Origin of the sequence: Maribacter sp. Asnod1-A12, from assembly GCF_045063735.1 — a bacterium.
In the GTDB taxonomy this organism is placed as follows: domain Bacteria; phylum Bacteroidota; class Bacteroidia; order Flavobacteriales; family Flavobacteriaceae; genus Maribacter.
Genome location: NZ_JBEFNZ010000006.1, coordinates 3596204 through 3618779 on the forward strand (window position 1 = coordinate 3596204; position 22576 = coordinate 3618779).

The 22576-nt window shown below is 34.3% G+C and carries 23 protein-coding genes and 1 tRNA gene; 15 read left to right on the top strand and 9 right to left on the bottom strand.

The genetic code is table 11. From position 1 onward, the window contains the following. The first annotated feature begins 58 nt into the window (after positions 1-58). The 8 genes from serC (at position 59) to ACJJVP_RS15620 (ending at position 7253) form a co-directional block, all read left to right on the top strand. Positions 59-1123, top strand: coding sequence for a 3-phosphoserine/phosphohydroxythreonine transaminase (gene serC / locus ACJJVP_RS15585; RefSeq protein ID WP_405415012.1), 1065 nt, complete (start codon positions 59-61; stop codon positions 1121-1123). A gap of 182 nt (positions 1124-1305) precedes the next feature. Beyond that, the gene (locus ACJJVP_RS15590; RefSeq protein ID WP_405415015.1) at positions 1306-2256 is read left to right on the top strand and encodes a D-2-hydroxyacid dehydrogenase; all 951 of its coding nucleotides are present in this window, start codon (positions 1306-1308) and stop codon (positions 2254-2256) included. A gap of 70 nt (positions 2257-2326) precedes the next feature. Then, positions 2327-2959 (top strand): DUF937 domain-containing protein, encoded by a 633-nt coding sequence (locus ACJJVP_RS15595; protein WP_405415017.1) that lies wholly within the window; start codon positions 2327-2329, stop codon positions 2957-2959. 65 nt (positions 2960-3024) lie between these two features. Then, positions 3025-3489, top strand: a complete 465-nt coding sequence (locus ACJJVP_RS15600) for a DUF6146 family protein (protein WP_405415019.1) — start codon at positions 3025-3027, stop codon at positions 3487-3489. Positions 3490-3519: 30 nt separating this feature from the next. Continuing rightward, positions 3520-3834: a DUF6787 family protein gene (locus ACJJVP_RS15605; RefSeq protein ID WP_405415022.1), complete on the top strand. Its 315-nt coding sequence runs from the start codon at positions 3520-3522 to the stop codon at positions 3832-3834. 58 nt (positions 3835-3892) lie between these two features. Next, the gene (locus ACJJVP_RS15610; RefSeq protein WP_405415025.1) at positions 3893-4198 is read left to right on the top strand and encodes a hypothetical protein; all 306 of its coding nucleotides are present in this window, start codon (positions 3893-3895) and stop codon (positions 4196-4198) included. Between the two features lie 71 nt (positions 4199-4269). Beyond that, on the top strand, positions 4270-6663 hold the full coding sequence (locus ACJJVP_RS15615; protein ID WP_405415027.1) for a TonB-dependent receptor: 2394 nt from the start codon (positions 4270-4272) through the stop codon (positions 6661-6663). Between the two features lie 35 nt (positions 6664-6698). After that, positions 6699-7253 carry a type 1 periplasmic binding fold superfamily protein gene (locus ACJJVP_RS15620; protein WP_405415028.1) on the top strand — a complete coding sequence of 185 codons (555 nt, stop codon included), beginning with the start codon at positions 6699-6701 and terminating at the stop codon, positions 7251-7253. 60 nt (positions 7254-7313) lie between these two features. Here ACJJVP_RS15620 and ACJJVP_RS15625 read toward each other — a convergent pair whose 3' ends face one another. From ACJJVP_RS15625 to folE, 4 genes are all read right to left on the bottom strand, one after another. Continuing rightward, positions 7314-7799 (bottom strand): monoheme cytochrome C, encoded by a 486-nt coding sequence (locus tag ACJJVP_RS15625; protein WP_405415029.1) that lies wholly within the window; start codon positions 7797-7799, stop codon positions 7314-7316. Beyond that, positions 7800-9020, bottom strand: coding sequence for a sulfite oxidase (locus ACJJVP_RS15630; protein WP_405415032.1), 1221 nt, complete (start codon positions 9018-9020; stop codon positions 7800-7802). A 52-nt stretch (positions 9021-9072) separates the two neighbouring features. Then, the gene (locus ACJJVP_RS15635; protein ID WP_036154141.1) at positions 9073-9372 is read right to left on the bottom strand and encodes a hypothetical protein; all 300 of its coding nucleotides are present in this window, start codon (positions 9370-9372) and stop codon (positions 9073-9075) included. Positions 9373-9454: 82 nt separating this feature from the next. Beyond that, complete coding sequence (gene folE / locus ACJJVP_RS15640; RefSeq protein WP_036154140.1) at positions 9455-10054, bottom strand: GTP cyclohydrolase I FolE; 600 nt, start codon at positions 10052-10054, stop codon at positions 9455-9457. A gap of 230 nt (positions 10055-10284) precedes the next feature. Here folE and ACJJVP_RS15645 point away from each other — a divergent pair, with 230 nt between their 5' ends. From ACJJVP_RS15645 to ACJJVP_RS15655, 3 genes are read left to right on the top strand one after another with little or no spacing between them, the layout of a single operon-like run. Further along, entirely contained in the window at positions 10285-10965 is a 681-nt protein-coding gene (locus tag ACJJVP_RS15645; RefSeq protein ID WP_405415035.1) for an ABC transporter ATP-binding protein, read from the top strand. A 9-nt stretch (positions 10966-10974) separates the two neighbouring features. Beyond that, positions 10975-11532: a CPBP family intramembrane glutamic endopeptidase gene (locus tag ACJJVP_RS15650; RefSeq protein WP_405415037.1), complete on the top strand. Its 558-nt coding sequence runs from the start codon at positions 10975-10977 to the stop codon at positions 11530-11532. Beyond that, complete coding sequence (locus ACJJVP_RS15655) at positions 11529-12293, top strand: TIGR02757 family protein (protein ID WP_405415039.1); 765 nt, start codon at positions 11529-11531, stop codon at positions 12291-12293. Before ACJJVP_RS15650 ends, ACJJVP_RS15655 begins: the two co-directional genes overlap by 4 nt. Here ACJJVP_RS15655 and ACJJVP_RS15660 read toward each other — a convergent pair. From ACJJVP_RS15660 to ACJJVP_RS15670, 3 genes are all read right to left on the bottom strand, one after another. Beyond that, entirely contained in the window at positions 12290-14047 is a 1758-nt protein-coding gene (locus ACJJVP_RS15660) for a cytochrome c peroxidase (protein WP_405415040.1), read from the bottom strand. The two genes, ACJJVP_RS15655 and ACJJVP_RS15660, sit on opposite strands and share 4 nt — an antisense overlap. 157 nt (positions 14048-14204) lie before the next feature. Beyond that, entirely contained in the window at positions 14205-15827 is a 1623-nt protein-coding gene (locus tag ACJJVP_RS15665) for an alkaline phosphatase PhoX (protein ID WP_405415042.1), read from the bottom strand. 190 nt (positions 15828-16017) lie between these two features. Continuing rightward, entirely contained in the window at positions 16018-17154 is a 1137-nt protein-coding gene (locus ACJJVP_RS15670; RefSeq protein WP_405415044.1) for a Gfo/Idh/MocA family protein, read from the bottom strand. A gap of 220 nt (positions 17155-17374) precedes the next feature. Between ACJJVP_RS15670 and ACJJVP_RS15675 the strand changes: the two genes are divergently transcribed. Beyond that, the gene (locus ACJJVP_RS15675; RefSeq protein WP_405415047.1) at positions 17375-18859 is read left to right on the top strand and encodes a S10 family peptidase; all 1485 of its coding nucleotides are present in this window, start codon (positions 17375-17377) and stop codon (positions 18857-18859) included. A 13-nt stretch (positions 18860-18872) separates the two neighbouring features. On the opposite strand, the gene ACJJVP_RS15680 is transcribed toward ACJJVP_RS15675, so the two are convergent. After that, positions 18873-19328 carry a hypothetical protein gene (locus ACJJVP_RS15680; protein WP_405415049.1) on the bottom strand — a complete coding sequence of 152 codons (456 nt, stop codon included), beginning with the start codon at positions 19326-19328 and terminating at the stop codon, positions 18873-18875. Positions 19329-19441: 113 nt separating this feature from the next. Between ACJJVP_RS15680 and ACJJVP_RS15685 the strand changes: the two genes are divergently transcribed. The 3 genes from ACJJVP_RS15685 to ACJJVP_RS15695 all read left to right on the top strand — a co-directional run bounded on the left by ACJJVP_RS15685 (position 19442) and on the right by ACJJVP_RS15695 (position 22239). Next, positions 19442-19900, top strand: coding sequence for a hypothetical protein (locus ACJJVP_RS15685; RefSeq protein ID WP_405415052.1), 459 nt, complete (start codon positions 19442-19444; stop codon positions 19898-19900). Positions 19901-19909: 9 nt separating this feature from the next. After that, positions 19910-20599, top strand: a complete 690-nt coding sequence (locus ACJJVP_RS15690; RefSeq protein ID WP_405415054.1) for an SGNH/GDSL hydrolase family protein — start codon at positions 19910-19912, stop codon at positions 20597-20599. An 86-nt stretch (positions 20600-20685) separates the two neighbouring features. After that, a complete protein-coding gene (locus ACJJVP_RS15695; RefSeq protein WP_405415056.1) occupies positions 20686-22239 on the top strand; it encodes a M28 family peptidase in 1554 nt (517 codons plus the stop codon). Between the two features lie 130 nt (positions 22240-22369). Here the strand turns inward: ACJJVP_RS15695 and ACJJVP_RS15700 are convergent. Then, positions 22370-22445, bottom strand: a tRNA-His gene (locus ACJJVP_RS15700). Positions 22446-22576 lie beyond the last annotated feature (131 nt).

A 22576-nucleotide genomic window follows, 5' to 3' on the forward strand; every position in this document is an offset into this window, starting at 1 on the left:
ATCCTGACTGTAATTTCTTAAAAAATCCTGACATTTGCATCCTTAAATTACACACAAAATGAAAAAACATAATTTTAGCGCTGGTCCTTGTATATTACCAAAAGAAGTATTGTTAAAAGCTTCTGAAGCAGTTATGGACTTCAACGGCTCGGGACTTTCTCTTATTGAGATTTCTCACAGAAGTAAAGATTTTGTTGCCGTAATGGAAAACGCAAGATCATTGGCATTAGAACTACTTGATTTAAAAGACAAAGGCTATACGGCACTTTTTCTTCAAGGTGGCGCAAGCTTAGAGTTTTTAATGGTTGCTTATAATTTGTTAGAAAAAAAAGCAGGTTATTTAAATACCGGTACTTGGAGCGACAAAGCAATTAAAGAAGCTAAATTATTCGGGGAAATTGTTGAAGTTGGATCATCTAAAGATGAAAACTTTAAATACATTCCAAAAGGTTATACAGTACCATCAGGTTTAGATTACCTGCATATTACCTCAAACAATACTATTTTCGGAACACAGTTTAAGAAATTTCCAAAAACCGATTGTCCTTTAATTTGCGACATGAGTTCAGATATTTTTTCTAGAACTATGGACTTTTCTCAGTTCGATTTAATCTATGCTGGAGCACAAAAAAATATGGGTCCTGCGGGGACAACGTTAGTCATTGTCAAAGAAGACATTTTAGGAAAAGTTTCAAGAGAAGTTCCTTCTATGCTTAATTATCAAACGCATATTGCAAAAGATAGTATGTTCAATACTCCACCAGTATTTGCGGTTTATACTTCTATGCTAACTTTAGAATGGCTAAAAAATCTTGGAGGTATAGCTGCCATTGAAGAAGTAAATGAGAAAAAAGCAAGATTATTATATTCTGAAATAGATTTGAACCCAGTTTTTGAAGGGTATGCGAAAATAGAAGACCGTTCTTTAATGAATGCAACTTTTAATATTACTGATGAAGTTTTAAAAACAACATTTGATAACATGTTAAAAGAAGCTGGTATTAATGGTTTAAACGGTCACCGTTCTGTTGGTGGCTACAGAGCTAGCATGTACAACGCACTTTCTCTAGATAGTGTTGGTGTATTGGTAGATGTAATGAGCGAAATGGAGCGTAAAGGATAATCATTTCAAACGATTTACTTTATTAGTTTACATTTCAATCAGTATTCAAATAACAATAAAACAATTCGAGATAAACTCACGAAGCATTTCTAAGTAAGCCTACGTGAATTTTTGAGGCCTACCAGAACGGAATGGTCAAGAAAAACTCGGAGAATTAAAATCTCGATAATTGAGTAAAACATATGAAGATATTAGCAAATGATGGTATTTCTCAAAACGGTATTGCTGCCTTAGAGAAATCAGGATTTGAAGTTTTAACGACTACTGTTGCTCAAGAACAGTTAGCCAACTATTTAAACGATCATAAAATTGATGCCTTGCTGGTACGTAGTGCAACTAAGGTTAGAAAAGAATTAATTGACGCTTGCCCTACCCTAAAGCTAATTGGTAGAGGTGGCGTGGGCATGGATAATATTGATGTTGATTATGCTAAAGATAAAGGTATTCATATCATCAATACACCAGCTGCTTCATCAGAATCTGTGGCAGAATTAGTATTTGCACATCTTTTTGGTGGAGCGCGTTTTTTATACGATGCTAACAGAAACATGCCTTTAGAAGGTGATAGTAACTTTAAAGGCCTTAAAAAGTCATATTCAAAAGGTACCGAATTAAGAGGTAAAACCTTGGGTATTTTTGGCTTTGGCAACATTGGCCAGGCTACAGCAAAACTTGCCATTGGTGCAGGCATGAACGTTGTTTATTGCGATCCAGAAGTGGAACAAACAGAAATTGAACTTTCCTTTTTTGACGGTCAGAAAGTGACATTCAAGTTAAAGAATTCAACTAAAGAAGAATTACTAAAAAAAGCAGATTATATCTCTTTACATATTCCAGGTCAAGACAATTATGTTTTGGGTAAATCAGAGTTTTCTCAAATGAAAAAAGGAGTTGGTATCGTAAATGCGGCCCGAGGCGGTGTACTAGATGAAGTTGCTTTAATTGAAGCTTTGGAAAACGGAACTGTAGCTTTTGCAGGTTTAGATGTTTATGAATCAGAACCAAAACCTGAAATTAAAATATTAATGCATTCCAGCATTTCACTTTCACCACATATTGGTGCAGCAACCTTAGAAGCTCAAGAAAGAATAGGACTAGAATTAGCAGAGCAGATTATTACATTATTAAATTAACGTACTCAACAACCTAAATTGTTGACTGTTTTTCGTATTTTACAACACAAACATAAAATTAACCATTACAATGGCAGGATTATTAGATTTATTAAATAGCCCAATGGGTCAACAATTAATTAGCGGAGTTGCAGGTCAAACAAATCAACCAGCAGATAAAACCGCAAACGTACTAGGTATGGCTATGCCACTAATTCTTGGTGCTATGAAAAAAAATGTTTCTACACCAGAAGGTGCTCAAGGTTTAATGAGTGCATTATCCAGTAATCATAGTGGTGGTATTTTAGATAACTTAGGCGGTCTTTTTGGCGGTGGTGTTGACGATAGTGTAATGGCAGATGGTGCTGGTATATTAAGTCATGTTTTTGGCGACAAGCAACCTCAAGTAGAAAGTGCTCTAAGTGCTAAATCTGGTATAGATTCTGGATCAGTTGCTCAAATATTAAAAATAGCTGCTCCTATTGTTATGGGAATGATAGGTAAGCAAACTGCACAAAGTAATGTAAGTGACAGTACTGGTATGAATGCTCTTTTAGGTAGTATGTTAGGTGGTCAGCCTCAAGAAAATCAAAGTTTAATTACCTCTTTATTAGATGCAGACGGTGATGGTAGTATTTTAGACGATGTTGCCGGTATGGTAATGGGCGGTAATAAAAGTAGTGGCGGTATCGGAGGTCTTTTAGGAGGTCTTTTTGGTAAATAAGATTTTAAATCTTTATACATAAGCCGTTTGCAAATGCAAGCGGCTTTTTTTGTATCTTAAATTCTATGAATAAGAACAATAAGATAATTTGTATATTTTCAATAGTAGCTATCCTTTTACTTATTCTAGCAAGTTGTGGTGCGGCTAAACAACAATTGTCAATAACCGAAGACGAACAATCTTTGTTTAATAAAGTTGAAGGCGATACAATTTCAATAATTAATGAAGAAACAGAATATGAAATTATTATTATTGAACCTGGCTTTAATATTTGGTTGGCATCTATAGCAAAACCAGAAGGATATTATTCCCAAAACTTTCTTGAATCAAGAAATCAAATTATGGTTTTAGAATGGAACAATAGAGTTTTACAGCCATTGAGATACAATCCAAATCTATATGAATTACAAATAGACTACTCCCGTCAAATAGATTATGGATATGAAGTAAATTATAAGTTGTATAATTATTTTATCTATTTTCAACGAAAATACAATCAACGCTTGGGTCCTTTTGTACCCCGTATTTAAAAAGTATATTTGCGTTACTCAAAAGATGTCATGCAAAAATTAAAAGAGCGCTGGGGCGTTACCAGTAATTTTCAATTAACAGTTATTTTCATTGTATTTGCAATTACCGGATCATCTTCTGTCTTTGTGGCTAAACCTTTTTTAAATTTAATTGGCCTACAACAAGGTAATTTTCCTGATGCATGGTGGGGAACAACAATCTATTGGATATTACGAATTCTTTTAATTTTTCCGTTTTATCAAGTACTATTAGTAATATATGGGTGGTTATTTGGACAATTCAAATTCTTTTGGGCTTTTGAGAAAAAGATGCTAACTAGATTAGGCTTAGGATTCTTATTCTAAACAGTTTTGTTAGGTTTTCTTTAACATTCAGTTCTACTACTTTTAGTACTTTAGCGACGTGAAGAATTCAATATTTACATATATCTCTGTATTTATTTTGTTTTGCCTTATGCTAATTAAGGTGACTTCATTTCATGTGTATTCGCATGATGACAATTCTATTGACACTATAGGAAATTGTAGTATTTGTGATATGGCAATTCAGAATCAGAATTCTGAATTTGCTTTTGTTGCAGTTTTACTTTTTATACTATTACCATTAATCACTTTTAGTAGTAAAAGCGCTACACCTTTAGTTTTAGAGGAACCTTCATTTTATTTTAGGTATGCCACTTTCGGCAGACCTCCCCCTTCCCTATCGTAGCTAGTCTACACTCCATTAGATAAATTGGTTTCAATTTTTAAACCGATATATACTCGCGCTAAACTTATATAATGAAATATTATTTATATGTTTTCGTAATCTTTTGTAGTTCAATTATTTGTGCTCAAGATTGCAATTCAATATTATTAGGAGAAATAGTTGATTTCCATGACAACAGTACGTTAAGTGGTGCAACTATTAATATTACTGGTAAAAACCGCTCAACAGTTTCTAAAGAAAATGGAAAATTTACTTTTAAAAACTTGTGTGATGGAGTTTTAGAATTAGAAATATCACACCCAGAGTGTACTACTAAATTTGTTACGATAACAATCAATGGCGATACTTTTTCCGAGATTAGGTTAGAACACCATTTAGAAGAATTAAGTGAGGTAAAAGTGATTGGTGACGTTCCCAAAAGTACCAACTCTGCACAAGAGAATATTTTATCGGTAAAAGATATAGAACGAAATAGTGGAAATAGTCTAGGTGACGCTTTAAAAAAAATTGCAGGAGTATCAACATTAAATACCGGTGGTAATATCGTCAAACCTGTAATACAAGGCTTAAACGGTAGTAGAATCTTAATTCTTAACAATAACGTTCGCATGCAGGACATGGAATGGGGAGAAGAACACGCCCCAAATGTTGATGTCAATGCTAATCAGAACATAAGTGTCATTAAAGGCGCTGCAGCAATTGAATATGGAGGCGATGCCATAGGCGGAGTAATAGTTCTAGAGCCGTTACCTGTTGTTAGAACAGATTCTCTGTTTGGTAAAACACAATTAAACCTATCGTCTAATGGTCGTGGTGGTAACATTACATCATCATTGACCAAATCGTACAAGTCTGGTCTGTATATTAAAGCCCAAGGATCATTTAAAAAATTAGGAGATTTAGAAGCTCCAGATTACATACTTTCAAACACCGGTATCAACGAAAGCGGTTTATCGTTAAATGTTGGAAAACGCGATTTTGAACAAGGTTGGGAAGGTTATTACTCATACTTTAATTCAGAGATTGGCATATTAAGAGCCTCTCACATCGGAAACGTAGATGATTTAATAAGCGCAATTAATAGTGATGTACCCAGTGTTATAAATGATTTTACTTATGATATTACCCAACCCCACCAAGAGGTAACCCATCATTTAGGAAAACTTAGTTTTTACCGAAGGTTTGAAGGTTTTGGAAAATGGAACACACAATATGATTTTCAACAAAATAGAAGGTTTGAATATGATATTCGTGTAGGAGATGATGCCGATAAAGCATCGCTAGATTTGAAACTAACAACACATTCTGTTTTAACCAATATAAAATTTGATGCAAAAGAAGGTTTTGACCTCAAAGTAGGTGCATTAGGTAGATATCAAACAAACTTTGCAAATCCTGATACAGGCGTAAGAAGGCTAATACCTGATTACGACAAATACGATTTCGGAATATTTGCAATTGGCAGCTATGAACTAAACAGTGATTGGACATTAGATGCAGGCGCTCGTTATGACTTTAGCAGGATAGATTCAAAAAAATACTATATAGTTTCCCGATGGGAAGAACGTGGTTATGATGAGGATTTTGCCGATATAATTATTGAAGATTTAGGCACACAATTACTTGTTAATCCCATTTTCGACTACCATAATTTCTCTGGTACAGCAGGATTTCATTATGAGATAAACGACAAAGATCATTTACGTTTTAACTATGCGTACTCGCAAAGAGCACCAAATCCATCAGAATTATTTAGTGACGGGCTACACCATTCTGCAGCACGTATAGAATTGGGCGATTTAAGAATTAAGAGTGAAACGTCATCTAAACTCTCCGCATCCTTAGAAAGAAATACCAGTACATGGGGCTATACTTTATCTCCTTTTTTAAATAGTATTAAAGACTTTATAATTGTTGAACCTACAGGTGTAGAATTTACTATAAGAGGTGCTTTCCCCGTATGGTCTTATCGCCAGACTGATGCCGTTCTATTAGGTCTTGACGCTTCATTATACAATAATTGGTCTTCTTATTTAAGAACAGATCATAAGTTTGCTTGGGTAAGAGGTACCGATACAGAAACAGACACACCACTGATAAACATACCTGCTGCCAACTTCACTAATAGCATTACATATAAAATTCCTAAATGGAATAATTTTCTAGTAAGTCTAGAGAGTCAGTATGTATTTGAACAAACGAGATACCCAGATAATATTGAGGTATTTTCGCCCGAACAGCAAGAGAATGTGATTTTGGATATCAATACACCACCAGATGCTTATCATCTTTTTTCCCTAAATACCGAAGCATCTTTTACATTAAAAAACAAAAATGATTTTATTGTAGGTCTAAGTGCAAGCAACCTACTAAATACCAATTATCGTGATTATTTAAATCGCCAACGATATTTTGCAGACGATATGGGCAGAAATATAAGTCTGCGCCTAATTTTTAACTATTAATATTTAATTACTAACATTTTAAAACAAGTACAACTATGAAAAGAAACAAAACCTTAAAAACAGTTTTAGCATTAAGCTTAATGGCAACAGTATTTACATCATGCTCTAGCGACGATGATAACCCAGAAATTGTAAACGAAGAAGAAATTATTACTACAATGACGGTTACCTTAACAAGTGCTGATGGTACTGCAACGTTACAATCTCAAGATTTAGATGGGGATGGACCAGATGCACCTGTAATAACTGCAGACAATTTAACTGCAAATACTACTTATACAGGAAGTATTGTATTATTGAACGAAACTGAAACTCCTTCAGAAGATATTACGGAAGAAGTAGCTGAAGAAGCTGATGAGCACCAGTTTTTCTTTGGTCTAACCGGTTCTCTTACAGATGTAACTTATTCTGATGAAGATGGCGACGGAAATCCAATAGGACTTGAGTTTGAATTGACAACTGGTGATGCTGGTACAGGAAGCATAACTATTACATTACGTCATGAGCCAACAAAACCAAACGACGGTACTTTGGCAGATGCTGGAGGTGAGACTGACATTGCTCAAACCTTTAGTGTAACAGTAGAGTAAAGAAGACCAGATTATAAAAAAAAGCCTTTGAATTAAAATTCAAAGGCTTTTTTATGTTTGTTATTCTTCTACTTGATACCACTCAACATCTGTAAGTACTGCTCTCCTACCAACTTTTTTTGGTGGATAATTAGTCACTAAATAATTGATAATTACAGCTTCATTCTCTCCCAAATCCCACAAATTTTGGGTTTCTTGCATCCACTTAATGGTCGATTTCCATCGCTCTTCATTCATTCTATTTTGCATGACCAATTTAGAAGAATGACAATTGGTACAGTTTTGAACGGTTGTCATCATTCCAGGGGCATCAATAAAACCGGTACGAACATGAATTCCATTTTCTATTTTATCAAAATCATCATCAACAGGCATTTCAATAATTTCTGTTTCTGGTTCGTTTCCTTTGAAAGCAGATAGACTAGGATCAAATGTTAGATATATCAAAGCAATACCTCCAATAGCCACAATAACAGTTGCTAATATGATTTTTCTATACAGTACTTGAAAATCGCGTTTTAACTTATCATGATTCTGTTTTTTCATCTATGCGATTTTTACAGCTATTCTATGGCAAGCATTATTTAAATAACCTTTGGGGTTCCAGCCAGGTAATAACATAGGTTGACTAACCCCATTAGAATCCGTAGCTTTTGCCCAAACCTCGTAATACCCTTCTTGAGGAAATGAGATTTCTGCAGAAAAATGCTGCCAAGCTAAACGGTTAGCAGGTTTTTCAATGGAACAGGTGTTCCATGTAGCACCAAAATCTATGGAATATTCCATTTTAGCAACTTCTAACTCACCAGCCCAAGCGTGTCCTCTAATATTCAACTTCTTTCCTTTTGATAATGTAGCCCCAGTTTTAGGATATGTAATTAAAGACTTAACCGGCATAGATTCTATGATACACATATCCTCATCTGCTACCTTTTCACCCGGTGCCACTGGTTTACAAGGCACTCTATAAGCAGTACCTGTCATTTTAGTTCCGTCATGAACTATATTTCTAATACTGATTCGCTGTAACCATTTACCAGAAACCGAAGCTGGCCAACCACCGGCAATCACCCTCAAGGGATAACCGTGGGCTAATGGTATATCCTCTCCATTCATTTTAAAAGCCAATATAGTTTCGTCTTGCAATGCCTTTGACATTGGTGCACCCCTAGAAATTGGTTCTTTTGTTGGGTCTCTACTCAAATGTATATCTGCAGCGTGATACCCAAAGTAAACGGCATCGTTCTTAATACCTACATCTTTTAAAACATCACGCAATCGCACACCTGTCCAACTAGCACAATACACAGCACCAATGGTCCATTGATTCCCCTTTGCAGGTGGATCAAATTCACTTCTACCATTACCACCACATTCAAGTGTTAATTGATAGGTGTGATGTTTAAATTTAGACTTAAGTTCTTTTAGGGAGTACGTTTTTTCCTGTTGAACGGATTCACCTTCTATGGTAAGCGTCCAATTTTCTACATCGATTTCCTCAGGAATGAGTCCGTTATTTCGAATAAATATAGATTTGTTCGGTGTTACTTTATCATCTAAGAGATGAGCTTGGGCCTCTATATTCCAAGGTTTATCGTTTAAAACGACCATTCCCTTGTCTATATTGAATAATTTGAAAGGATCAGAATCTTGTAAGGCTACAGGAGTATAACCAGCTGGCATTACATTTTTATAAACTATATCTACACCTAATAAGGCAGCTAGACCACCTAAACTAGATTTTGCAACAAAATTTCTTCTCTTCAAAACTCATGTGATTTGAGCTAAAGTTAAGATTTTTAATAAACTAAAAGTAAGTTTACACCTCTATTGTTTGCCCTTTTTTGGACGCCTTAAAAACGTATGTATATAACCACATAAGTGTAAATGATGGTATAACATCAAACCCTGGTATAATCTCTTCCAAGAAAGTAAATGCACCAGCTGCTTGACCTACCTTACCTTTATACATTCTAGTCATAAGCCAACCAGCTAAGGGTGCCCAAACTATATCTGAAAATTCACCAACAAATGGTATAACGAAAGACAGCATACCTATACCGTCAAAAAGCAAACCCATAAAAAGTTGCTTGTATTTTTTATCTTTTAAAATTGACATATTGAAAAATTAGTTATTCTAACTTAAGAATGCAACAAAGATGCCAAATTTTAAAAATAAATAAAAGACGAGTTAAGACCTATTAAGAAAGTTTTGCGCTTATCAATTTCAAGAATTCGTTTCTTGTCTCAATTTTCTCGAACTGACCTCTAAAGCCAGATGTTGTAGTTACCGAATTTTGTTTCTGTACACCACGCATCATCATACACATATGCGATGCTTCAATAACAACCGCAACACCTTTAGGTTTCAAAGTATTATTAATACATTCTAAAATGTCATGTGTTAGCCTTTCTTGCACCTGCAATCTTCTAGCGAAAACATCAACCACACGGGGTATTTTACTCAAGCCAACTATTTGTCCGTTAGGAATATACGCAATATGTGCCTTACCAAAGAATGGCAACATATGGTGCTCACATAACGAGTATAATTCAATATCTTTTATGATGACCATATCATCATAATCTTCTTTGAACATTGCCCCTTGTAAAATCTCTACAGCATCTTGCTGATACCCTTGTGTTAAAAACAACATAGCTTTTGCTGCACGTTCAGGTGTTTTAACCAAACCTTCCCTAGATACATCTTCGCCTATTTCATCAATTATAGATGAATATCTGCTTTTAACTTCATCGGTAATTTCAAGATTGTATTCTTCTAAATTTTTATACGGGGACATATATTTCTATTTGTGTTTAACCTAATTAAATTTAAGTTGAACAAATTTAATGAATTCTTTCATCATCAAACGTAAAATTATCATAAATAGTTCACATGACAGTATTGCCATATTCAATCATGCTTAAACTATAATAGGATTAAAACTAAAAACGAATAACTATTTTTAGCCCGCTCCTTTTTGATTAATTTTGGATTTCAATAAAATTGTACTTTAACACCAACTTTCTCATGATAAAAGCTTCTAACATTCATAAATATTACGGAGAATTAGAAGTACTTAAAGGTGTTGACCTTCATATAAAGAAGGGAGAAATCGTTTCCATTGTTGGTGCTTCAGGAGCCGGTAAAACTACTTTATTACAAATCTTGGGAACCTTAGATGTACAGTCCAACCGAAAAGACAGTACTCTTCTTATAAATAATATTGAAACTACTAATTTGAATGATAAAGATTTAGCGAAGTTCAGAAATGAACATATAGGTTTCATCTTTCAATTTCATCAATTATTACCAGAATTTACAGCCATTGAAAATGTTTGCTTACCTGCATTCATTAAAAAAACACCAAAAACCGATGCCGAAATAAGAGCTAAAGAACTTTTAGATTTCTTAGGATTATCGCATCGTTATAATCATAAGCCATCAGAACTATCTGGTGGAGAACAACAACGCGTTGCGGTTGCAAGAGCATTAATTAATAATCCATCTATTATTTTTGCCGATGAACCTAGTGGTAATTTGGATTCTGAAAGTGCCGATAATCTTCATAAACTATTCTTTGAATTAAGAGAAAAATTTGGACAAACGTTTGTTATCGTTACCCATAACAGTGAACTGGCAGAAATGGCCGATAGAAAATTAACCATGGTAGATGGTAAAATTGTTGATAAAGAAATCATTTTAGCATAAGCAAAACAGATGCTAGAAGAACTTTTATCATTTGCCAAGAATCCGGTTTACAAACAGGATAATACTAATCCATTCGCCAACAAATTAAGAACATTTTTTAAGCTATTGATTATAGCATTATGCACAAGCATTGTGCTTTTACTGATTGCTAGTGGAGTTGAAAATTTACTTCAACTTGAGGTGGGCAAACATGCAATGGACGATTTGTTCGAGAACTACTCCCCTTTACTTATTTTCTTCTTAGCAGTAGTAGTGGCTCCTTTTTTTGAAGAATTACTTTTTAGAGGACCATTAATCTTTTTTAAAGATTCAAAATTTTTCAAATATGCTTTCTATGTATTCACTATCGCTTTTGGTTTCATGCACATTAGTAATTTTGAAATGAGCACACAAGTCGTATTGTTTTCACCATTATTGGTCGCACCACAAATAGGTGTTGGTTTTCTTTTAGGATTTATACGTGTTAAATTTGGACTGGTTTGGTCAATGGCACTGCATGCTTGTTACAACATGGTGCTCATTGTCCCCGTATTGATAATGCAAATTTTAGAAATACCCATTGAATGACAAAAAGTGAGTTAAAAGTATTTTTAGACGAAAAGGTTCTTCAGTATAATAATCCTGAATTCTTAGAAACTGACCCTATACAGATTCCACATCTTTTTACGTTAAAAGAAGATATTGAAATAAGTGCATTTTTAACGGCAACCATAGCTTGGGGTAACAGGAAGAGCATCATCAATAATTCGCATAAACTCATGGAAAGAATGGGGCAAAGTCCGTACGATTTTGTAATCAACCATTCTGATGATAATCTAGAAAATTTAGCCGGCTTTGTTCATAGAACTTTCAATGACATTGACCTTACCTACTTTATTCAGAGTTTAAAAAATATTTACAAAAATCATAACGGATTAGAAGGTGTTTTTACAACACATCAAACAAAGGATAGTCTACAGCCCACAATTTCAGAATTCAAGAAGATATTTTTTGAATTACCGTATGAGCAACGTACAACCAAACATGTTTCTGACCCATTAAAGGGCTCTGCAGCAAAAAGAATAAACATGTTTTTACGTTGGATGGTTAGAGATGCCGCCACCAACGTAGATTTTGGAATCTGGAAAGGTATTCATTCCTCAAAATTATCTTGCCCATTAGATGTTCACTCTGGCAACGTGGCTAGAAAACTAGGTATATTAAAACGAAAACAAAACGATGCAAAGGCACTAGCCGAGTTGGATAAAAATCTTAGAAAACTGGACCCATTGGATCCAGTTAAATATGATTTTGCTCTCTTTGGTTTAGGTGTATTTGAAAAGTTCTAGTTTATTGCTTCTTTTTCAAATCTTTTATCGGTCAGTGTTTTCATAAAAGCAATAATTGCCTTTGATTCTGCATTGGTAAGATTCAAAGAATCTGGAGGTAATGTTTGGTAAGGCACATCTAAGCCCATACCTTGACCACCACCAACATTGTAGAATTCAACCACTTCCTCTAATGTTTTATACACCCCATTGTGCATATATGGTCCGGTTAAATCAACATTTCGTACGGTAGATGTTTTAAAGAAATGCTTCTTCTCCTCTACTTCGTAAGGATAATACTGCCCCCAGTCATCATCTAAAACAGGATTCTCAAAACTTGCATTTTTTGGCACTCCTAGATTTTCAAATTCGCTCTCCATATATTTTGGTGGAACGGTACCATTAAAAGCTGGTGGAAAATGACAAGTGGCACACGCTGCCTTACCCATAAAAAGGTTAAATCCTTTAACTTCTTCATTGGTCATGGTTTCTTCAATGTTATTCATATTCCGATCAAATTTAGAATCGAAAGGTGCTAAACTTCTTATGTAAGTTGCTATAGCGTTACGAACATTCATATCGGTAATTTTACCATCATAAAGCGAATCAAATTGAACTTTATACGTTGATTTTGCTTGAATTTTCTCTTCTAGTTGATCTAAATCGATATGAAACTCATTTTCATTATTGGTAACACCAACAATTTGATCTTCAAGTCCGTCTGCCCTACCATCATAAAACAAAGAACGTTGGTAAACGGCATAGGTTAAGGTTGGTGAATTGCGTTGCAAATCTTGTCCGTTAATTCCCTTGGCAATTTTATGACCATCAGTAAATGCTTTCTCTTTTACATGGCAAGTGGCACAACTTATAGTACCGGAACCGGATAAATCTTTATCATTGAACAACTGCCTACCAAATTCAATTCTTTCTTCAGTAATATCTGGTGCTCTTTGGGTAGAGAACATTTTCATATTAAAAAAGTTCTTGTCAAATAAACTAGTTACTTTAGGGTCTAATGCCCTAGATTCACTCAATTCAATATTCCAATCTTGCGCGGTTTTAGCCACTAAGTCCAATTGTTTATTAGTGTGTAGTTTTATAAAAGAATAACGATCAAAATCATCAAAATTTCCATTTTTCAGTACATCAATGGTAGCAGTAATTTCATCTTCCCATTGCGTGTACAATTTTTTATTTGCAAATGCATCTTTGTAGATAACTAGAATACTCTGTAAGGTTTCGTAATTATAGATGGCTTCGTTTAGGGAATTAGCCAACATAGGCGAGTCAAACCCAGTAATGCCTTTTGTAGCGATATTTACAATGGCATCGCGAATCATTTTAAGGTGATGCCTATCTCTTTGGGTTATAAGTATATGATTTTTGCGTACAAATGGAATTCTAATTTTTAAATATTCTAAAACAGTATTTAATTCTTTATTTGAAAATCCGTTTTCATCATAAAGAAGCTCTTCTAACACCTGAAAACTTTTTGGATTCTGAATTCTAACATCTTGATGGTCATCTATTTCTACCTTCAATAAATTTGGAGCATTCATTGAAATATAGTTTTCATAGTCATATGCTATTAACATAGGTTCTACCCGTTTATACCATTCTCTACTTTTAAGAAAAAGACTTTTATTCTTTGACAGCGTATTTAAAGTATCTATTTGCTGCATAAAATAAGAAGTACTATCTAATGCGATAAAATAATGTTCGCGAATTGCATCATTGAACATTGATTGATCATCTTTGTTTATTGCTAACAAAAGCTTTGTTTCCTCATTTTTACAAGAGAGAAAAAAAATAATAAATCCAACAAAAATCCATTTACAAGACAATACTCTCATGTTTCTTTTTAAAATTAATATGAATAGAAAAGGTTCCCAATAAAGGGAACCTTTTAATGTGATTATATAAAACTAATTATCTAGGTAAGCCTGTTAATTTAAAAATAACGGAACCTTCTAATGCAGCACTACCTTCATTAATCGCGGTAGGATCAACAAACTTAAGTCCGTCGGCTCTTACTGCAGTATCAGGCGTCGTACTAAAGTTCCATCCATGTACTTGAGCACCACCTATAAAAGTAGGTTCAGATGCACCAATGATATCAGTAACATCGAATAACCCGGTAATTTCCCAAATACTATCAGTATTTCCGATACCTACGCTAGATGCAAATGTTTGGTTACACTCCATCACTTCAACAAAATCACCAGTATTCAAGTCTAACTGCCATAACTTAGCAAATCCGCTAATGTCAGCATTTAAATCAGCATAACCGTTTGGATCTTCTTGAATGTAAGCATAGTTTTCAGTAACCAATATGTTATCTGGAGAGTGCATACCATCACCTTTGCCACCTTCAAGATCACCATCTACCACCACCGTAAGAACTGCATCTGCCGTTGGGTCAGTTTCGTTTAATTCTAATTTATAAACACGACCAAAACCAGTGCCTCTTAAGTTAAGGTCTGGGTTATCTTCACGAATTCTACCTGTTGCGTTAAAGTATATTTCTCTTTGAGCTTCGGCAGTACCTCTTCTCCAGTCAATATCTTCAATTCTTTGAAAACCTATAGCACCTAAATCAATAGCTTCTTGATTTAATTCATCTATAGTTCTTTCAGTAACTTCTACCCACTCTACGTCATAAGCAATATCTTCTGACATCCCCATTTCAAACAATTGTCCGCCTTCACCAGGTGCAGATTCTACAGGGTTTTTACCTCTTAAAACGTACAATTCACCTCCGTAAAGATCTCCTCTTTGACCTACATACATACCGAAATGTGCCTGTGGGTAAGTATTGTCACTATGATCATCACCCATAAAAACAACAGTCTGTGTGGTATATGCATCTTTACCTATAACCACAGCGTTTTCAGTAGACCACTCACCAAGAGCAGGAAGCCTTTCTACCTCTACTCTATCTTCAGTAGCTCTAAAAGGATTTACTTTAAAAACACCTTTAGCATTGCCACCCCATTCACCACCAGAAAGATAAAGAGGACCAAAACCGTGCTCATCAACAGTAATGGCAGATCCAGAACACATTGCCGTAAAAGCAGTAGCTGTGGAGTTTACAATATAATCTCCTTGTAAAGGTTGAAGGTCAGAATTCAACATTATTCTAGCTATAGAATAATCTGCTTCTAGATTATTGATCAATGCGTAATTGCCATCTTCAGCAGGAAAAAGCGCAGCACCATCCATATATGAACCATACACGAAAGTAGAATCAGATTCTAAAATATCAGCAGAAGACATAATCATATTTAGCTCGGCAGAACCTGTGAAAGCACCTTTTAGCTCAAATAATTCATTTGGTGTAACAGAACTAGTTAATGGTATAGATTCAGCCAAAGTTAAATCTTGACCATCAGCACCATCAACCCCATCTTCTCCGTCAATGCCATCGGTGCCATCAACACCATCGATACCATTGGTGCCATCAATTCCATCTTCTCCATCGCAGCTAATGACTGCAATTCCTAGACAAGAAAGAAACAATGCCTTAATTAGTAAATTTTTTGATTTTTTCATTATCAATATAGTTTTTAGGTTATGAATTCCAAAACTATACAGACAACCTTTAAGAAAGGTTCGCTAAAAATTAGCAATTGATGAAGACAACTTTATTATTATGTAAAGATGTAAAATTAACTTAAAATTCAAGTAATCAAAACTTAAAATTCAAGTTAATTTAAACATCAAAACACTGACCTAAAGCACTTTAAGACACTATACCTAAATTACCCAAAGAAAGCTCTTGTTCTTTACCGCCTTCTAATATTGACTTATAAATAGCTTCAACTATTATCATATCTCTTTTTCCCATTTCACCCGGAGCTATGTTTTCTGTATTCAATAGTACATGTTTTGCAAAATCGTCCATCTGCAATGCTTGTTGCTTTTTGAAAGGAAATTCTATTGTATTTCCGTTAGATGTTCGACCACTTATGGGCCCGTAACTATGAGCGGGATCTAGTTCAAACCAACCTTTAGAACAATGTACTTTCAAGCGATTTCCATTTGCATTGTGTGAAGTCATCATTTGAGCAACGGCACCATTTGCAAATTTAAACTGTGCAGTAATGGTTTCATCTGTATCCTTAAAATAATCTGGTCTTATACTAAACTCTTGCGCAGAAACAGAAATAGGGTTTTGGCCAACACCATAAATACTTGTTTGAATTGCATATACCCCCATATTCATTAAGGCACCACCACCAGAAAGAGATTTATTTAAACGCCATTGATCTGGGTTACCATTTGAAACATAACCCGCATCAGAAGAAACAAAAAGCACATCACCAAAAGTTTTCTCTTTTACGTATTTCTTTACCTCATGAGTACAAGGGTCACTTTGCATTCTATAACCCACACCCAACTTCACATTATTCTCTTTACAAGCATTAATTATTGCATCACATTCTTCAACGCTAACCGCCATAGGCTTTTCACATATGACATGTTTTCCTGCTTTAGCTGCACTTATACAAAAATCTTTATGCATGCTATTTGGCAATACCACATAAATGATATCGATATCATCGTTCTTAACTATGGTATCAAAATTTTCGTAGTTATATATATTTTTCTTGGGGATATTATATTTATTGGACCAAATAGCTTGTTTTTCTTTAGTTCCTGTTACAATACCAGCTAAATAACAATGTTCTGTTTCTAATAATGATGGTGCCAACTGGTAGGTACTATAACTGCCTAAACCTACTAAAGCTATACCCAACTTCTTATTATCTTGCCCAGTTGTAAAGCCTTTTGCTAATGCAATACTACCAAATAATGCAGTGCCTATAACTCCTTTCGTGGTCAGGCTACTAAAAGAACGTCTTGTTAAATGTTTCATATGTTTATTTTATACATAAGAAATTTAAATAAAAAACATTGAACTTCACGAATCATTTGATAATTTTTACATTAAGAATAAACATGGTTTTAAAATAGCTTATTCTTTAAAATAATCAGTAAAAATGGTTAATCTGCATTTAAGGTTCAATCCAATTTAATAGAACTAAAAATTAAGCATTTATTCTTATTTTCGTTAGACAACAGAACCTTATCAAACCATGAAAAAATTACTACAACTATCAATTTGTTTGGCAACTACGTTTGCCATTGGTCAGTCTAGGGAATTACCCATAGATACCGTAATTACCACACAGCATACAGCCACCATTAATGGATCAACTTTTTCGTACACGGCACAAACCGGTACGCAACCTGTATGGGATGAAAATGCAAAACCCATTGCCTCTTTACATTATACCTATTATACCAGAAATAATATTAAAGATTCAGCTGCAAGACCATTATTAATATCGTTTAATGGCGGACCGGGATCTGGTTCTGTTTGGATGCATTTGGCGTATACAGGACCAAAAATATTAAAGATCGACGATGAAGGTTACCCAGTGCAGCCTTATGGCGTAAGTGCAAATCCGCATTCGGTATTAGATGTTGCAGATATAGTATATGTGAATCCTGTAAATACGGGATACAGCCGTACCATACCCGCAAACGGTAAAGAGGTGGACAGGGATAAGTTCTTCGGTATTAATGCAGACATCAAGTATTTAGCCGAATGGCTAAACACCTTTGTTACTAGAAATAACAAATGGCGTTCTCCTAAATATATTATTGGTGAAAGTTATGGTGGCACACGTGTTATGGGACTATCATTAGCTTTACAAAATCAACAATGGATGTATTTAAATGGTGTTATTATGGTTTCACCTGCAGATTATAAAGTAATTCGTAATTCGGGTCCTGTAGCAGAAGCTATTAACTTACCATATTTTACTGCTGCAGCTTGGCATCATAAAGTATTACCACCAGCATTACAAAGTAAAGATTTACTAGAAATTTTACCAGAATCAGAAGCCTATACCATAGACAAATTGATACCCGCATTAGCAAAAGGAGGATTCTTAGAGACCAGTGAAAAAGAAGCTATTGCTGAAAAAATGGCTTATTATTCTGGGCTAAACAAAAAAGATATTCTGGATCAAAATTTAGTAGTACCTACCTCGTTCTATTGGAAAAACCTTTTAAAAGATAAAAGTGGTCATACGGTCGGTCGTTTAGACTCAAGATACCTCGGTATTGACAAGCAATTGGCAGGTATGAAACCAGATTACAATTCTGAATTGACATCTTGGCTTCATAGTTTTGCACCGGCAATTAATTACTACTTACAAGAAGAGTTGAATTTCAAAACCGATGTAAAATACAACCTTTTTGGACCAGTACGCCCTTGGAACAATGAAAATGATAACACCCGTGATAATCTAAGACAGGCAATGGCACAAAATCCATATTTGAACGTTATGATTCAATCTGGTTATTATGACGGTGCAACTACCTATTTCAATGCAAAATATACAATGTGGCAAGTAGACCCGAGCGGTCGTATGAAAGATCGTTTTAGCTTTAAAGGTTATCGATCAGGACATATGATGTACTTAAGAAGAGAAGATTTAAAAACTGCAAATGATGATATTCGTGAATTTATTAAGCGCACAATCGCTACAGATAGAAGCGCTAAATATTAAAAATATTAGAAAATTATTTTTCTAATACAGTAGTAGACATTCCCAATACAAGCAATGAATTTATTTCCGTTGTTTCTATTGGGAATTTCTTTTGAAATCCGGTATCGGCAGACTTAATTGCATTTCTAAACAATTCTTCTCTTTTACGCTGCTTTCTCTTCTTAAAAATATCAATAGTAACCCCAACGGTAACACCTCCTAGAACGGTAGCTAGAAGATCTTCATTGCTCCATCCGCCATATTGGTTTTGATCAATACCTTCCTTTGCCAAACCTATAAGTAAACTACCGCCAACTGCACCAACAAACGTCCAAGTTCTATCCCCGTCAGAAATTTCATTTGCAATGCCAGCACCAACTAATCCGTATAAATTCCCGCCTAAAAAGTGCAGCACCTTATCTTGCTTGATCTGACTATAAGAACCATTAATGGAAAACAAGAAAAGAAGAATAGCTAGTATTTTTTTCATACCGTGCAAATATAAAAATTCTACAAGATGAACAATGTTATAATAGTGGTACAAATAAAGACTTCTATTCTTTATGCTTATTATTTATATTATCTTAGAAAATTATATAGCTTATGGATTTAAAGAATTTTATTAAAAGCCTGTCAATAGTACATTTATTATTGTTGGGCGTATTAGTCGTTATCACTATTTGGGTGATTTATAAAGTCAATTCATTCAACTCTAACACTACAATTGAGGGTATGTTGCTTTATGTAGTACCACTTTTTGCCATGGTCGGTTATTTTGGAAGTCAGTGGATTTTTAAAAAAATGATTTCCAGTATTCAAATAGAAAGCAGTTTAGAGGATAAATTAAGAAAATATAAGTCTGCCTTACAACTTAAATATACTCTTATAGAAATACCTGCATTTATTGGTCTTTTTGCATATAACAATTCTGGTAATGCACTACCATTGGTCATATCAATCTGTTTAATAGCTTACTTAGCAGTACAGCGACCTAATAAAGGTAATATCATAAAAAGTGTTCCGCTTACAAGTGCTGAACAAGCAAAAATTGAAAAAGCATAAACAACTAAAATGAAAAAAGTAAATGTATTAATTATATCATGTATGCTATCATTATTAGGGTTAACTACAATACATGCACAAGATTGGGCAGATTTAAACCATTTTAAAGAAGCCAATTCAACTGTTCCAGAATTACAGGACAATGAAAATCGTATTGTATTTATGGGCAACTCCATTACCATAGGGTGGTTAAATAACAGACCAGAATTTTTTGAAGGCAAACCATATATTAACAGAGGTATTAGCGGGCAAACAACTCCTCAAATGCTTATCCGTTTTAGACAAGATGTTATTAATCTGAATCCGAAAGTGGTGATCATACTAGCAGGCACCAATGATATAGCCGGTAATACAGGTCCGTCAACCTTAGAGATGATTATGAATAATATAAAAGGAATGGCAGAACTTGCCCATGCTAACGGCATTAAAGTTATTTTGTCTTCTACCCTACCAGCTTACGACTACCCTTGGAAATCAGGTGTAGAACCATCTGGAAAAATAATTGCTTTAAACAAAATGATAAAAGAATATGCCGAAACTAATGGTCATATTTATTTAGATTATTTCTCTACGATGGTAGACGAAAGAAATGGTCTACCAAAAAAATACGCCGAAGATGAAGTACACCCAACAATTGATGGTTACAAAGTAATGGAACCATTGGTAGAAGCTGCTATTACAAAGGCTTTAAACAAATAAGAGCTACCGAAGTATTTGAATATAGAATGCCACATTCAAACAAGATAAGATTTGATTATTTTTGAAAAAATTTGATTACCATAAAAATGAAAAAAACACTAGTATTTTTGGTCGCTTCGGCCATGTCATGTAATTCTTCGCAAAAAACCGTTAGTGATGCCGCTACAGAAACAGCATCAACGATTGCATCTGAAATTTCATATGCAGAAACCATCACTGAATTAGAATTAAAAGATCATTTATACATTTATGCTTCAGATGAATTCGAAGGTCGAGAAACGGGTCAACCAGGTCAAAAAAAAGCAATAGCTTACTTAAAATCAGCATATGAAAAATTAGGTATACCCGCAGCTAAAAATGATGGCGATTATTTTCAAGAAGTACCATTAGAAATCAGTAAACTTCCTATTGGCAAATTAAGTATTGATGGCAACGACTTCAACGTTGGGGAGCATGTATTAACTTTTTCAGCAGCCAACACATCAACTGATGATATTATATATGCTGCTTATGGAATAGATGATGATAATTATTCTAACTACAACGACCTTAATGTTGAAGGTAAGATAGTTTTAATGAAGTCTGGTGAGCCAAAAAATACTGACGGTACCTTTGTAATTTCTGGTACTAACGAAACTTCTAAATGGAGTAATATGTCAGAATCATTAACAAAGAGAGTTCAAATCGCTATGGATAGAGGCGCTATAGGTGTGCTTTACTACGATTCCGCCAATTTCAGTCGATTTAAGCGCAGGTTTGAATCAATGAAAACAAATAATAATGGTAGAATGGAAATAGTTGATAACGACGCTCCGCAATTCTACAATTTATTTATTGATCAAACTCTAGCCAAAAGCTTTTTATCAACTATAGACACTGATGACCAGCCTAAAGTTTTGAGTAAAAAATTACAATTGAATTTTGAAAGCTCAAATGACAAAATAGCATCAGAAAATGTTGCTGCCATTTTAAAGGGGTCTGAAAAACCTAATGAATATTTAGTTATTTCATCTCACTTAGACCATATCGGTATTACTGGTGATGGTGATATTAATAATGGAGCAGATGATGATGGATCTGGTACCGTAGCATTATTAGAGATTGCAGAAGCTTTTAAAAAGGCAGCAGATGAAGGTAATGGACCTAAAAGATCTATTGTTTTCTTGCATGTTACTGGTGAAGAAAAAGGCTTACTAGGTTCGCAATATTATACAGATGTAGACCCTATCGTTCCACTTGCCAATACGGTTGCAAATTTAAACATTGATATGATCGGTAGAATAGACCCTGCACGTGAAGGCGACCGTAACTATATCTATTTAATAGGTTCAGATAAGTTAAGCATGGAACTTCATAATCTTTCAGAAGAGGTAAATAAAAAATTCGCTAATATCGAATTAGATTATACTTACAATGATGAGAATGACCCAAATCGATTCTACTATAGAAGTGACCACTACAACTTCGCCAAAAACAATATTCCTATTATATTTTATTTTAATGGTACTCATGACGATTATCACAGACCTAGTGACACACCAGACAAAATTAATTATGATTTATTAGAAAATAGAAGTAGACTTATTTTCTACACAGCTTGGGAAATTGCCAATAGAGATAAAAAATTAAAAGTAGACTAATTTACAAGCTACATAAATTTAAAAAGCCTAATAGAAAACTATTAGGCTTTTTTATGCTTTGTAAATTTATATATAACTCTTTAAAACAAAAAAGTCTTGGAAATAAATCCAAGACTTTTTATCTGCTTTAGGGTGGAAGACCGGGTTCGAACCGGCGACCCTCGGTACCACAAACCGATGCTCTAACCAGCTGAGCTACAACCACCATTTGTAAGCGAGTGCAAAGATAATTTTTTTAAACAGTTCTAACAAATAATAAATTAAAAATTGAAGAATTATTTAATTTTAAGAAGTGTTTAATATTATTATTTTAACTTTAAGTCTTAAATAAAACAAC

Excerpts from the sequence above, each read along its gene's own strand:
- serC (WP_405415012.1), top strand. The coding sequence starts at position 59 with ATGAAAAAACATAATTTTAGCGCTGGTCCTTGTATATTACCAAAAGAA.
- ACJJVP_RS15590 (WP_405415015.1), top strand. The coding sequence starts at position 1,306 with ATGAAGATATTAGCAAATGATGGTATTTCTCAAAACGGTATTGCTGCC.
- ACJJVP_RS15595 (WP_405415017.1), top strand. The coding sequence starts at position 2,327 with ATGGCAGGATTATTAGATTTATTAAATAGCCCAATGGGTCAACAATTA.
- ACJJVP_RS15600 (WP_405415019.1), top strand. The coding sequence starts at position 3,025 with ATGAATAAGAACAATAAGATAATTTGTATATTTTCAATAGTAGCTATC.
- ACJJVP_RS15605 (WP_405415022.1), top strand. The coding sequence starts at position 3,520 with ATGCAAAAATTAAAAGAGCGCTGGGGCGTTACCAGTAATTTTCAATTA.
- ACJJVP_RS15615 (WP_405415027.1), top strand. The coding sequence starts at position 4,270 with ATGAAATATTATTTATATGTTTTCGTAATCTTTTGTAGTTCAATTATT.
- ACJJVP_RS15620 (WP_405415028.1), top strand. The coding sequence starts at position 6,699 with ATGAAAAGAAACAAAACCTTAAAAACAGTTTTAGCATTAAGCTTAATG.
- ACJJVP_RS15625 (WP_405415029.1), bottom strand. The coding sequence starts at position 7,799 with ATGAAAAAACAGAATCATGATAAGTTAAAACGCGATTTTCAAGTACTG.
- ACJJVP_RS15635 (WP_036154141.1), bottom strand. The coding sequence starts at position 9,372 with ATGTCAATTTTAAAAGATAAAAAATACAAGCAACTTTTTATGGGTTTG.
- folE (WP_036154140.1), bottom strand. The coding sequence starts at position 10,054 with ATGTCCCCGTATAAAAATTTAGAAGAATACAATCTTGAAATTACCGAT.
- ACJJVP_RS15645 (WP_405415035.1), top strand. The coding sequence starts at position 10,285 with ATGATAAAAGCTTCTAACATTCATAAATATTACGGAGAATTAGAAGTA.
- ACJJVP_RS15650 (WP_405415037.1), top strand. The coding sequence starts at position 10,975 with ATGCTAGAAGAACTTTTATCATTTGCCAAGAATCCGGTTTACAAACAG.
- ACJJVP_RS15655 (WP_405415039.1), top strand. The coding sequence starts at position 11,529 with ATGACAAAAAGTGAGTTAAAAGTATTTTTAGACGAAAAGGTTCTTCAG.
- ACJJVP_RS15665 (WP_405415042.1), bottom strand. The coding sequence starts at position 15,827 with ATGAAAAAATCAAAAAATTTACTAATTAAGGCATTGTTTCTTTCTTGT.
- ACJJVP_RS15670 (WP_405415044.1), bottom strand. The coding sequence starts at position 17,154 with ATGAAACATTTAACAAGACGTTCTTTTAGTAGCCTGACCACGAAAGGA.
- ACJJVP_RS15675 (WP_405415047.1), top strand. The coding sequence starts at position 17,375 with ATGAAAAAATTACTACAACTATCAATTTGTTTGGCAACTACGTTTGCC.
- ACJJVP_RS15680 (WP_405415049.1), bottom strand. The coding sequence starts at position 19,328 with ATGAAAAAAATACTAGCTATTCTTCTTTTCTTGTTTTCCATTAATGGT.
- ACJJVP_RS15685 (WP_405415052.1), top strand. The coding sequence starts at position 19,442 with ATGGATTTAAAGAATTTTATTAAAAGCCTGTCAATAGTACATTTATTA.
- ACJJVP_RS15690 (WP_405415054.1), top strand. The coding sequence starts at position 19,910 with ATGAAAAAAGTAAATGTATTAATTATATCATGTATGCTATCATTATTA.
- ACJJVP_RS15695 (WP_405415056.1), top strand. The coding sequence starts at position 20,686 with ATGAAAAAAACACTAGTATTTTTGGTCGCTTCGGCCATGTCATGTAAT.